Origin of the sequence: Vibrio sp. 1-Bac 57 (genome assembly GCF_037546855.1) — a bacterium.
In the GTDB taxonomy this organism is placed as follows: Bacteria; Pseudomonadota; Gammaproteobacteria; order Enterobacterales; family Psychromonadaceae; genus Psychromonas.
The window spans coordinates 1-11,686 of record NZ_JALAAC010000035.1 but is presented as its reverse complement, the minus strand read 5'-3'; the positions used below and the strand labels follow the sequence as shown (position 1 = coordinate 11,686).

General features: G+C 35.6%; 12 protein-coding genes and 1 tRNA gene. 6 read left to right on the top strand and 7 right to left on the bottom strand.

What is annotated here, in order from left to right:
- Positions 1–11: 11 nt before the first annotated feature.
- From MT391_RS17170 to MT391_RS17150, 5 genes are all read right to left on the bottom strand, one after another.
- Positions 12–707: a flagellar hook assembly protein FlgD gene (locus tag MT391_RS17170; protein WP_499499182.1), complete on the bottom strand. Its 696-nt coding sequence runs from the start codon at positions 705–707 to the stop codon at positions 12–14.
- Positions 708–717: 10 nt separating this feature from the next.
- Positions 718–1,137 (bottom strand): flagellar basal body rod protein FlgC, encoded by a 420-nt coding sequence (gene flgC, locus MT391_RS17165; RefSeq protein WP_166371495.1) that lies wholly within the window; start codon positions 1,135–1,137, stop codon positions 718–720.
- Positions 1,138–1,158: 21 nt separating this feature from the next.
- Positions 1,159–1,560, bottom strand: a complete 402-nt coding sequence (gene flgB, locus MT391_RS17160) for a flagellar basal body rod protein FlgB (RefSeq protein WP_299668661.1) — start codon at positions 1,558–1,560, stop codon at positions 1,159–1,161.
- Between the two features lie 272 nt (positions 1,561–1,832).
- Positions 1,833–2,666 (bottom strand): CheR family methyltransferase, encoded by an 834-nt coding sequence (locus tag MT391_RS17155; RefSeq protein WP_499499180.1) that lies wholly within the window; start codon positions 2,664–2,666, stop codon positions 1,833–1,835.
- A gap of 148 nt (positions 2,667–2,814) precedes the next feature.
- Positions 2,815–3,741, bottom strand: a complete 927-nt coding sequence (locus MT391_RS17150; RefSeq protein WP_166371489.1) for a chemotaxis protein CheV — start codon at positions 3,739–3,741, stop codon at positions 2,815–2,817.
- A 110-nt stretch (positions 3,742–3,851) separates the two neighbouring features.
- On the opposite strand from MT391_RS17150, the gene flgA reads away from it, so the two are divergent.
- From flgA to flgN, 3 genes are all read left to right on the top strand, one after another.
- Positions 3,852–4,541: a flagellar basal body P-ring formation chaperone FlgA gene (gene flgA, locus MT391_RS17145; RefSeq protein WP_240923606.1), complete on the top strand. Its 690-nt coding sequence runs from the start codon at positions 3,852–3,854 to the stop codon at positions 4,539–4,541.
- Positions 4,542–4,617: 76 nt separating this feature from the next.
- Positions 4,618–4,932 carry a flagellar biosynthesis anti-sigma factor FlgM gene (gene flgM / locus MT391_RS17140; RefSeq protein ID WP_166371485.1) on the top strand — a complete coding sequence of 105 codons (315 nt, stop codon included), beginning with the start codon at positions 4,618–4,620 and terminating at the stop codon, positions 4,930–4,932.
- 26 nt (positions 4,933–4,958) lie between these two features.
- On the top strand, positions 4,959–5,378 hold the full coding sequence (flgN, locus tag MT391_RS17135; protein WP_299668672.1) for a flagellar protein FlgN: 420 nt from the start codon (positions 4,959–4,961) through the stop codon (positions 5,376–5,378).
- A gap of 361 nt (positions 5,379–5,739) precedes the next feature.
- On the opposite strand, the gene MT391_RS17130 is transcribed toward flgN, so the two are convergent.
- Positions 5,740–6,216 carry an LPP20 family lipoprotein gene (locus MT391_RS17130; protein ID WP_166371481.1) on the bottom strand — a complete coding sequence of 159 codons (477 nt, stop codon included), beginning with the start codon at positions 6,214–6,216 and terminating at the stop codon, positions 5,740–5,742.
- 269 nt (positions 6,217–6,485) lie between these two features.
- Positions 6,486–7,262: a FlgO family outer membrane protein gene (locus tag MT391_RS17125; protein ID WP_299668677.1), complete on the bottom strand. Its 777-nt coding sequence runs from the start codon at positions 7,260–7,262 to the stop codon at positions 6,486–6,488.
- A 234-nt stretch (positions 7,263–7,496) separates the two neighbouring features.
- Here MT391_RS17125 and MT391_RS17120 point away from each other — a divergent pair, with 234 nt between their 5' ends.
- From MT391_RS17120 to MT391_RS17110, 3 genes are all read left to right on the top strand, one after another.
- Positions 7,497–8,654 (top strand): flagellar assembly protein T N-terminal domain-containing protein, encoded by a 1,158-nt coding sequence (locus MT391_RS17120; protein ID WP_499499178.1) that lies wholly within the window; start codon positions 7,497–7,499, stop codon positions 8,652–8,654.
- A gap of 25 nt (positions 8,655–8,679) precedes the next feature.
- A tRNA-Arg gene (locus MT391_RS17115) sits at positions 8,680–8,755 on the top strand.
- A 259-nt stretch (positions 8,756–9,014) separates the two neighbouring features.
- Positions 9,015–11,282 carry a sensor domain-containing phosphodiesterase gene (locus MT391_RS17110; RefSeq protein WP_499499176.1) on the top strand — a complete coding sequence of 756 codons (2,268 nt, stop codon included), beginning with the start codon at positions 9,015–9,017 and terminating at the stop codon, positions 11,280–11,282.
- The last annotated feature ends 404 nt before the right edge of the window (positions 11,283–11,686 follow it).

The following is an 11,686-nucleotide window of genomic DNA, read 5'->3' as shown; positions in this document are numbered from 1 at the left end:
CTTCCTCTTAGTTATATGTTTTCTGCAACTTCAATTGCATCTTTAAGTTCAATTCCGCCTAAACCTTTTAGATTTAAGTAGACGCTAGCAGTCCCACCACCTAAGCTCACACTTTCTACATGCGCATAGGAAGCCGTTGTTAATGCTTCACCTTGACCATTCACCATACCATTGGCGGCAAATGTATAAGCTCCAGCCGGTGCAGGATTCCCCTGTGAATCTAAACCATCCCAATCAAAACGTTGATTACCCGCCCCCACATCACCTAATGTCAAGGTACGAATAATATTGCCGGTTTTATCGGTAATGGATACCGAGGCATTATAAGCACCGGTTGTTGTTGTTAATGAGCCTGAAGCAGTGCCACCTTCAGTTAAATAAGCTTGGTCGCTTGGTATTAATACTTTTTTACCCACTAATGATGAAGCTTCTAATGCTTGGCTAGAGTTTAATACTTCTTTAATGCCTGCAAATTCACTGCCCATAGTGGCAATCCCTTCGGCGGTCGTAAACGAAGCCATTTGCGCAATCATTTCTGAGTTATCAACGGGAGAAAAAGGGTCTTGATAAGCAAGCTGTTGTGATAATAGAGAGAAGAAATCTTCTTGACTCAATTGCTGCTCTGCATCGATCTCAGAGTTTGCATTAACCTGTTCTTCGGTTAAAGGCGTTGTAAAATTAAACGATGATGAAGTGATAGTAGTCATCTAGATATCCTTACGCTTTGCCTAATTGCAATGTGCGATTCAACATTTGTTTTGCCGCTTCTGCAATTTGCACATTTGTTTGGTATGAACGAGAAGCACTGATCATATTAGCCATCTCTTCCATCACATTGACATTGGAGTGATAAATAAAACCATTTTCATCGGCTTTAGGGTGATTAGGTGCATATTCTTGATTTAATTCAGCAGTACTTTCAACAATGCCCTGTACTTTGACACCAACACTACTGTCTAAGCCACCCATTGCTCTATTTAACTCAGCAGCAAATACAGGGTGTCTCGCTTTATAGGTTTCGTCGATATTACTGCTAACACTGTTTGCATTTGCCAAGTTACTGGCGGTTGTATTTAAGCGAACAGATTGTGCACTCATGCCAGTTCCGGCTACATCTAATACTTTTAATAAACTCATAGTAGTTCCCCTGACACGCTATTATTGGCCTTTTATCGCTGTGCGAAGCCCTGATATTTTGCTATTTAAGAAGTCTAAACTGGCTTGGTATTCCAAGCTATTTTTCATAAACAAATTACGTTCAACTTCTAAATCTACTGTATTACCATCACCGGTATCTGGCTGATTTGTATTACGGAACAACAGACCATTTTGAGCCATTGAAGTTGAGAAGCCTAAATTATGAGCGCTATCGGTACGGTTAAGTGAAACACCTGCACCGGACTTTGCCGCATTGAGTGCGTCTTTAAAGTTAATATCTTTTGCTTTGTAATTAGGTGTATCAGCATTTGAGATATTAGAAGCTAAAATTTCAGTACGACGTGATCGAATGCCTAACGTGTGCTGATGCATGCCTAATGCTTTTTCAAAGTTAATCGCCATAATTTTCTCCTTTGTTATTACAAATGCAAAGCATGTGCCAAAAAGAAATATCAAAGATAATTAATTAATAAAAAATTAGAGTTGTGAGTATTTAATAGTAAATAACAGGGGGTTTGTGTGGGTGAATCGATATTGAAGAAGATATAAAGGCTAGATAAGCCCATATATTGATAGATAACAGAATGAATAATACAGTTAAGCTAATCGACCTAATGTTTTTATGGCAAAGAGGCAAAAACTGCCCCTCTACCAAAAAAGTGGCAAACAAAGACTTACTTGCTTTTTAGTTTATAAATAATACCAGGATTACAACGTACCATTTCAAACCGGTCAGTTAATCCATTTAATGATTCAGAAGCCCCGAGAATAAGGTATCCACCAGGATTTAAAGCAGTTGCAAACTGATTCAATATTTTTGATTTCACGTCGTTCGCAAAATAGATAAGTACGTTACGGCAAAAAATGATATCAAACTTACCTAGCGAGCCGTAGCTATCCAATAAATTTAAGCTTTTAAAGGAAGTCAAAGTTTTGACCTCAGGTTTAATTTGCATTTTATTTCCGTCACTGCCTGCAGGCACAAAAAATTGACGTTTACGAGTATCAGACAAACCTCGAGATAGCGCTAAATTATCATATTCTGCAGCTTTACATTGTGCCAACATCGAATCAGAAATATCAGTGCCAATAATTTGTACACTTAAATTACTAATAGGTTTACTCTTTTTATACTCTAAAGCCGTCATTGCAATAGAGTAAGCTTCTTGACCAGATGAGCTAGCCGATGACCAGATTTTTATATTCTTTTTCGTTTCAAGAAACTCAGGAAATAATTTACTGGTTAATAACTCAAAAGGGTATCTATCTCGAAACCATAGAGTTTCATTGGTCGTCATCGCATCAATAACCATAGTGCGTAATTGACGATTTCGAATGCCCATTGCTTGCTCTATCAGTTCAGTTAAGCTTTCCAATTTAAACTCTGTCACTAATGGCAACAAACGACTTTTAACAAGGTATTGCTTGTTATCGCCCAACACAATGCCACATTGCACTTCTAAAAAACCAGCAAACTGCTTATAGGTGCTATCAGAAATAGTTCTCACTAATTATTACTCGCTTTTAATTGTTGTATAGAGGACATGGCAACTTAATTTTTTAACCATTAAGGTATATATAAAAAATAATAGCTGACAAAATAATTATCAGCTATTGTAAATTAAACTGTTTTCGATGATTTTCGTTCAAAGGGTGTTATTTAATGCCTAAGTTAATGACTTTCTGCACAGCCGACGCTAACTCATCAGGATTAAATTTGGCAATAAAATCATCAGCTCCCACTTTCTCAACCATCGCTTGATTAAAAACACCACTCAAAGAAGTATGCAATATAATATGTAAGTCTTTCAAATCAGGGTGGGACTTTACTTCAGCAGTTAAGGTATATCCATCCATTTCTGGCATTTCTACATCTGAAATCATCAATGCATATTTTTCAATAACGGGTTGCGTCTTAGCCACTTCTTTTAAGAAATTCAGTGCTTCTTTGCCGTCCTTAACAAGGTCACATTCAATACCAAGCGCTGAAAGAGCACGTTGAATTTGTTTACGTGCAACTGACGAGTCATCTGCAACTAAAATACGTTTGTTCTTCATCTCTTCCATTGGTAACTGGGCGATCACTTCTGCCGTAACTTCGGTATCGACTGGCGCAATTTCATCTAGAATTTTTTCAACATCTAAAATTTCGACAAGAGAGCCATCAATTTCAGTAACTGCGGTTAAGTAATTGTAACGACCAACACCATTTGGCGGTGGTAGAATGTTTTCCCAGTTAATATTAATAATACGTTCAACCGAGCCCACTAAAAAGCCTTGAATGGAGCGGTTATATTCTGTAATGATAATAAATCTATCCTGAATATCTTGTATTGCACGTCCACCCGTTGCAAGGTTCATATCAATAATAGAAATCGTCTGCCCTCGCACATGGGCGACACCACGAACAGCGGGATGAAGTTTAGGTAAAGCGGTAAGTGGTGGACATTGTAAGACTTCTCTTACTTTGAATACGTTAATACCATAACGTTGAATGCCACCTAACTTAAAAAGCAGTAACTCAAGTCTATTTTGACCTACCAACTGAGTACGTTGGTTAACCGAGTCTAAAACACCTGCCATATTCTGTTCCTTTTTGTTATGGTTGCTGGCTATGATTATTTTTTATAAAAATACTATAATCTTTAATAATGCATCAGCAATATAAAATTCACTTACACGAGGTGAGCAAATTGATTCGATTTATTTTAATTGTCCTAAGTCTAGGCACTTCTTACAGTTTTGCAGACTCTAATTACTCAAAAGAGATAGAAAAATTTGCAGAGGCTCTAGTTTTTGATAAATATCAACAAACTTTTGAACTAACAGGCGAAAAAAAACTTTATATCAAAGCTATCGAATTATCATCTCGACAAACTTTTGCCATTTGTACCGAGCCATTACAGGGACATATTGTAGGCGATAAAATCAAAAGTAAAACCGCCGTCAAGGTATCTTGCCTAGGAGAAAGTAAGTGGGACACTTATATTCGCGTCAAAGTACAAACTTTAATTCCATTAATTGTCACTCGACACTCTTTAAATAAGGGAGAAATGTTGAATGATGACAATATTAAACGTATTTATAAAGCCCAATCTCAAGTGCGAGGCAGTACGTTCAGCAGTACAGAATCGCTAACAGGTGTTCGCTTAAAAAGAAACGTATCCTCAAAGAAAAGTATTCGCCACAAAGATATTTGCTATGTTTGTGAAAATGATAAAGTGACAATTACCGCAAACCAAAATGGCTTAGTAATAAAAGCCTCGGGTATTGCGTTAACTGATGGTAATATAGGCAGTACTGTGAGAGTGAAAAATGCGCGTACACAACGTGTCGTTGTAGGTACTGTTTATGCACTCAAAGAAGTACATGTAACTTTTTAAAAAAGTCATCATTTTAGCTAAAGTTATCCATATTTCTGCCGATACCTTAACTATGTAGACTAATTGGAATACGATTATGAGTATAAACATCAACCGTCAAACGCCTCAGAGCAAGCTTTCTGTTGAGCAACATAAAACTCAAAAACAAAGTGAGACAAACGCCGCGGATAACAAAACGGCTGCTAGCTCAAGTAAAGACTCTGTACAATTGACTTCACAGGCATTGAATTTAAATAAAATGCAAACATCGAGTGAGTCCCAGGTAAATATGAAACGCGTAGAAACATTGAAAGCGGCGATATTAAACGGTGACTATAAAATTAATACTGAGCAGTTAGCTGAAAAGCTAGGTAAATTTGAAGCTGATTTTAGCAAAGCATTTTCAAGCTAATACATTACACTTAAAAGAATAAAAAAATGCTAACAAAACAATTATCAGAGCTATCAGAAACAATTCAAGCATTACATGAACTGCTTGATGAAGAGAAGAACTGTTTAAAAGAAAAGTCATTTGATGGGCTTAACACTTTGTTGTTTAACAAACAGAAGCTATTACAAAATATTAATAGTTATAACAAGTTGATCAGCACACCAGAAAATTTAGCTCTTATACAGCAAGATCCTGAACTTGTGACACTACAAGGTGAGATTCAAACTAATCTGCAGCTTTGCCAAAAAAATAATGCGATTAACGGTCGATTAATAGAATTAAGCATGAAGAGCAACAAGCACTTAATGCAAATACTGACACAAGCTAAAGGTAAAAACAGTGTTACCTACGATCAAAAAGGGTTACTCAGTGGCGGAAGTTTATTAGGTAAAAATATCGAAGCGTAATAAACGCTCTAACTCTATCTTAGCGCTCTAATAGCATTCCAAAGCCCCCTTCAATTACCCCCAGCGTTCTTCTTAACTCTCTGTTATAAACATCGCTTGGTTAAGCGTGCGAATTAAAAGTTAGTTAGCAACACGCACGTAAATAATAAAGTGAAGTTTTTATTACAGCCTCTAAGCTTACTTAACAATTCTAAGATTGATTAACAACTCGAAAGTTAATAAAAAACGGTCCTTATCAACTCCAATCAAGAAAATTCGACTAGACTTAACTATCTAGACTTAATTAGATAGTTAACAATAAAACGAACAATGACCTATCAACATACGCCTCTCATAAAGCTTCTCTAATCCAGCTTTAAACTTAATAATAAACTTGGCTTTGCACTTTTATCACCGCCTCACTGTCAGCAAACTCAGCATCTTTTAAGAATGGAAGAGTTTTCATATTGAGCCCTAACTCAGTAATGTACAAATCATCTTCATGGTAGGTACGAAGTACTTTAGCTCCCCTCACCAAGCCTTTCACTTTACCTTTTATACCGTTACTTTGTAGCTGATATTCCTTAACACTATTTTCAGACGTTAACATAACACCGTAAACTTGCTCTGCTAATTCTTTATAAGCCTCCAACTTAGAAGCTTTAATAGCATTAAGCATTTTAATGTCATCGGTAGCGCCCTTTTGAGCATCCATTGTTGCGTACCCAACTGCTACAAACTCATATTCTTCCACAGTTTCTTTAGGTACATTATGCAAGCTACAAGCAGATAAAAATAACACACTAACTACTACAGGTAATGCTGCTATAAAATGACCATATTGATTCAATCTGAGCATTATAAATTCCTCTTTTATTAATAAGCAAAGGCAGTCGATCCTTTCCTTATACCGGTTTATTGTCGATGATTATAAACACAAGCAATAAACGTACCTTTATATTAAAAATAGAATTTTAGATTTAAATATAAAGGTAGGAAGTATAAAAAATAAGGGAAATATTAAAGTGAATATCAACCTCCAACTCGACTATCGATATTTAGCGAGAAAAAAGCAGACCGAAGTCTGCTTGTAACAATAAATTATCTAACATGGTGAAGAGATACTTTTTACTCAACTAAGCGGACTAATGCATTACTTTCATTACGTTGGCTGTTACGAGAAATGAATTGCTTAGGACGATAATCATATCGACCACCTACAAATATATTATGTGGAATGAAAGCACTACTTGTGGATTCAACAACGCTACTTGCAGCATTAACTATACGTACATTAACAATTACACCTTCTTCATTACGAGACATAGTCCCCGTTAATATACGAGTCACGTCAACATTGTTATTGAGTTTCTTCCAGTCCCTAGAAATAGCAAACTCACCATTTTCAGTCACTTGTATATTACCAGTTAATTTAAAATCTATAACACGTAACTTTCTAATATGTAGCTCATGAATGAATTGCTCAGAAATAGTTTGCCCTAACCAACTTGTATTTTGATGATTGTTTAAATCAACTAATGAAGTTAATGCGATAGCAGAGTTTTGAAATTGATATTCATAATTAAAAAGTAATTGATCTGCCATTTTACTGACAACTTCAGATAATATAAGTGATTTTTTACCGTTGAACGTATATAAATGGCCATAACCATTAGAATCTGTTTGTACGTCAGCTTGGTCACTGCCTTCACTATCAGGTTTATTATTACTAAATGAATGAGCCACATAATAATATAGGTAGTCATCACTAGCATGTCGCTCATGTTGTAACTGCTCCAATCGTGCCTGTTCTTTTATTTCAACCTCTTCCGGTGAAGGGGTTGATGAAGAGGAGCAACCCTGCAAAAGAAGAATCAATGTGGATATAATAAATAGCGTTTTCATGGAAACCTGCCTCGATAATAAATTTTTATACTAAAAAGGTTATCGGTCGAAACTAAAAAAACTTTAATACAAATTTATTGTGCTATTAAAAAGCATATCCAAATAAAGTTGGTTTATATTTTGCTTACTAATAATCAATAGCCATAAATTAAAGATACTTGACCGTTTTGTAAGTTCGGATCTCAATAAGTATGGCAACTTTTTTAATTATTCCATTCAGCAGGTGAGCATGTCATGAGACAAATTGTATTTTTTTTATTGCTAATATCATCTTTTAATATCTCTGCACAATGGTTTCAAGCAACAGCTAATAGCACCATTATAAATAATGATATTGAACAAGCACGTGAACAGGCGATTAAAAAAGCAGTGAAAGACGCTCTTTTATTCTCGGGTGGTGCGATTTCAAGCCTACAGCAAGTCAATCAAGGTGTTTTAGTTGAAAATAAGTTAATGCTTAACTCGGGCGGCGAAATTAAAGGCTTAAATATTATTGAAGAAACTGAAAAAAATCAGTTATTAACGGTAACGATCAAAGTCAATATCGTAGCGAAGGAACAGCAATGTATTGGTAGTCAATTTCCAAAATCAATGGTAGTCAGTCGCTTTGCCATGAACGTCCCGCAGCAAACAGTTGATGGTCAAATTTATGACTTACATAAAAAAGTAAGTGAAACTTTTTTCAATCAGTTATCTCTTAGCCCTAATTTGTTCAATATTCGTCGATACATAGACACCCCATTAAAATTAGGTGAAAAATATAATAATAGAAACTTAACGGACACTTTAAAAAGTCTCTCGGCTCAAGTGGATAGTCAATTTGTAATCTTTGGTGAAATTAATGACTTATCAGTTAAATTTGAAAGTAAAAATTCACTATCATATTGGATAAGCGATCCAGATCGACATTTTTATATGACGATATATCTCTATGATGCCTTTCAAGGAAAATTGTTGTTCAGTAAACAATACCGCCGACAAACGACATGGCAGTATGGAAAAGAAGAATATGCCGATTTAAATAGTAAACAATTTTGGGATTACCAATACGGACAGGCTATATTAAGCAGCTTAGCCGAAGCGAATACAGACATATCTCAACACATACAGTGCGTAGTACCCAAGGCTCGAGTTGTTGCAGTCACTAGTGACAGTGTACAAATAAACTTGGGAATGAAAAATGGATTACAGCCCGGCACTATTATTGAACTTGCTTACTCAAGTAACTTTAAAGATCAATTTGGTATAGAAAGACAATCGGCAACTGCATCAACCCAAGCAATGAAGGTAGTTGAAGCATATGCTGATAGTGCAGTATTAGTCACATTTGATGACTATCCCTTAAGTAATATTCAAATCAATGACATTGCTACTATTAAACCAATACAATAATTATGTATAATAATTAAATATTAATCTCTCTATAGCTCAACAGGATAGAGCACCCGCCTCCTAAGCGGATGATCGGGGTTCGAGTCCCTGTGGAGAGACCATTACAATTTGACAGGCTAATTTAACACAACAGTATCACGCACTTATTTTGCAGTATCACTTTAGGACCGTTACTCTCCCCCTAACCAGTACATTCATTAAAATACCACTGCAACCTAAAAAATAAATTACATTATAAAACAGTATTTTATACCAAATAAAACAGTAACTTAGCTTTAACAAATTAACTATTATGCTTTTTTGTTAGCTTGAATATTTATACTATAATAAATGCGTGATTAATTAAAATGCAGAGGGAATATGGATTCAGAGAGACAACGTAGTTTATTAGCCCATCAAAAAAACATACTATCCAAGATTGCGCTAGGTGAATCTCTCAATGAAATTTTTGATGATATTTGCTTGGCTATTGAAGAAATTATTGATGATAAGGCTGCTAAATGCTCTATTTTGTCACTCGATGGAAAGCAACTTTTTCATTGTGCAGCCCCAAGTATTGATCCTGAATACTCAGCCATAATCAATGGGGTGCATATTGGTGAAGCGGTGGGTTCATGCGGAACTGCCGCACATAGAAATTCACGTGTCATTGTAGAAAATATTGAAACATCACCTTTATGGCAAAACTTCAAAGAGGTTGCGCTTAAGTTTAATCTTAAATCCTGTTGGTCTACTCCTATTACTTCTTCGCAATCAGAGGTGCTAGGATCATTTGCAATTTATCATGACCATCCTAAAACGCCTTCTAAAAAAGACTTAGAACTCATTGATTATTTTGTTAACTTTTCAAGTATTGCACTGGAAAAATTACAACATCTAAATAAAGTAGAAAACTTAATTAACGATCTTGAAATAAGCAACAAAAAACTTAATGCATTTACCAAGGTGATGCCCGATCCTGCTCTTATACTAAGTGAAGAAGGTGTCTACCTTGATGTTTATGGTTCATCAGAAGATTTATTAGCTTACTCTACAAAGCAATTAATTAATAAGAATGTAAATGATATTTTACCTAAAAAATATGCTAGCGCTATCATGAAAACCCTCAAAAAAACATTAACAAGTAATGAGATCCAAGTATTTGAATATGAACTTGAAGTACAAAAAGGGTTGGTTATTTTTGAAGGGCGAACAACACCTATTATTTATGAGCAACCAGGCGAGGAGCCTAAAAAACATATACTTTGGGTGTCAAGGGACATTACTCTGCGTAAAAAAGCCGAAAAAGAAATAGAGAAGTTAGCCTACTATGATCCACTCACCAATTTACCCAACAGACGATTATTAACAGAGCGTCTAACTCGTTGTGTAGAAAGAATAAAACGGTCTCAGAAAACTGGGGCCTTATTATTTTTAGATATTGATAATTTTAAAAGAATTAACGACTCATTAGGGCATAGTGCAGGTGATGAACTATTAATAGAAATGACAAAAAGGCTAAGCTCCGTAGTGCGGGCATCTGATACTTTAGCAAGAATAGGCGGAGATGAATTTGTTATATTGCTAGAATATATTGGTGAAAACAATGAACATGCGACCAATGAAGCTGCGGTAGTTGCACAAAAACTACAGCGCGTTTTTTATGAAAAATTTCAAATAGGCGCACTAGCTTTTCAGGTAAGTGGAAGCATTGGAATATGCTTAATAGAAAACATAAATTCAAGTGTAGAAAATATTTTAAAATTTGCAGATACAGCCATGTATCGCGCTAAGGTAAAAGGTGGCAATGGTTATAGTTTCTATGATTCACGCTTGCAAACTTTACTTGAAAAGCAAACAGAGCTAGAGACCGATATAATAAGGGCGATTGATAGCAATGAGTTCTGTGCTTACTTTCAACCCCAAGTAGATGTCAAAGGTAAAATAACAGGTTGTGAAGCATTGATACGTTGGAATCACCCTATAAAAGGACTTATTGCACCTAACGACTTCATTCCTATTGCAGAACAATTTGGTCTAATTCAAAAGTTACAAAATATAGTTTTACAGGATATTTGTCGTTTAATGAACCAGTTAACTCACCTCGATATTATCGATAGTGAATTTAATCTTTCTATTAATATAAGCCAAAATCAATTTAATTCATCTACATTAAAAACTGAATTACTTAACATTATCAATAATTTTAAAGTTACACCTTCTAGAATAAAATTAGAAATTACAGAATCAATGCTTGCTCATGATCCTCTTCATACCTTACAACAAATGGAAGAGCTAAAAGCACTAGGATTTTCTTTTTCTATAGATGACTTTGGTACAGGATATTCTTGCCTGTCACATTTACATGCTTATCCTGTTAAAGAATTGAAAGTAGATAAAAGTTTTATTGATAACATTTTAAATAATACTTCAGGCTTAAGTATTGTTGAAACTATTATCAACCTAGCAAAAAACTTAGATATAACAGTAGTGGCAGAGGGTGTGGAAACTCAGCAGCAATTTAACATATTAAAAGAGATGGAAATTGATGCAATACAGGGCTACCTCATTGCAAAACCAATGCCTTTTAAGCAATATTTAGAATGGCAAAAACAATACCTCATTCAAAGCAGTGCAACTCACAAGTAGAGCATTAGTACTAAAGCCCTAAGCGAAAAAATCCCTGCTGATGGGATTGTTCTGGATATAATGTAAGCTAGTCGATGGGTGAGCACTGCTCAATGTAGAGCATAAGTCGATAGCATTAAAAAAGCCCTACCCGAACCAGTTGAGCTATTTTAAATTAGGTGCTTGGCGATGGATGGACATTGCTCATGACCCATCGTTGTCCCGATATAACCAGGGCACGCAGAGCTTAGCCCACTCATAAAACGATGCTGTCGCATCACTCGCCCCTATCTATCGCACTGAAGGATGACCACTGTATGGCGCTTTGTTTATCTCCTGCCCAAGCAGGACATCACCACCAAAATCCCTAAACGAAAAAACCCTGTAGACAGTGTCTACAGGGTTTTTCCTGAATACTATGCAAG

Bases quoted from the DNA above. Each gene is read 5' to 3' on its own strand.
- MT391_RS17170 (WP_499499182.1), bottom strand. From the start codon at position 707: ATGACTACTATCACTTCATCATCGTTTAATTTTACAACGCCTTTAACC.
- flgC (WP_166371495.1), bottom strand. From the start codon at position 1,137: ATGAGTTTATTAAAAGTATTAGATGTAGCCGGAACTGGCATGAGTGCA.
- flgB (WP_299668661.1), bottom strand. From the start codon at position 1,560: ATGGCGATTAACTTTGAAAAAGCATTAGGCATGCATCAGCACACGTTA.
- MT391_RS17150 (WP_166371489.1), bottom strand. From the start codon at position 3,741: ATGGCAGGTGTTTTAGACTCGGTTAACCAACGTACTCAGTTGGTAGGT.
- flgM (WP_166371485.1), top strand. From the start codon at position 4,618: ATGAGTATAAACATCAACCGTCAAACGCCTCAGAGCAAGCTTTCTGTT.
- flgN (WP_299668672.1), top strand. From the start codon at position 4,959: ATGCTAACAAAACAATTATCAGAGCTATCAGAAACAATTCAAGCATTA.
- MT391_RS17130 (WP_166371481.1), bottom strand. From the start codon at position 6,216: ATGCTCAGATTGAATCAATATGGTCATTTTATAGCAGCATTACCTGTA.
- MT391_RS17125 (WP_299668677.1), bottom strand. From the start codon at position 7,262: ATGAAAACGCTATTTATTATATCCACATTGATTCTTCTTTTGCAGGGT.
- MT391_RS17120 (WP_499499178.1), top strand. From the start codon at position 7,497: ATGAGACAAATTGTATTTTTTTTATTGCTAATATCATCTTTTAATATC.
- MT391_RS17110 (WP_499499176.1), top strand. From the start codon at position 9,015: ATGGATTCAGAGAGACAACGTAGTTTATTAGCCCATCAAAAAAACATA.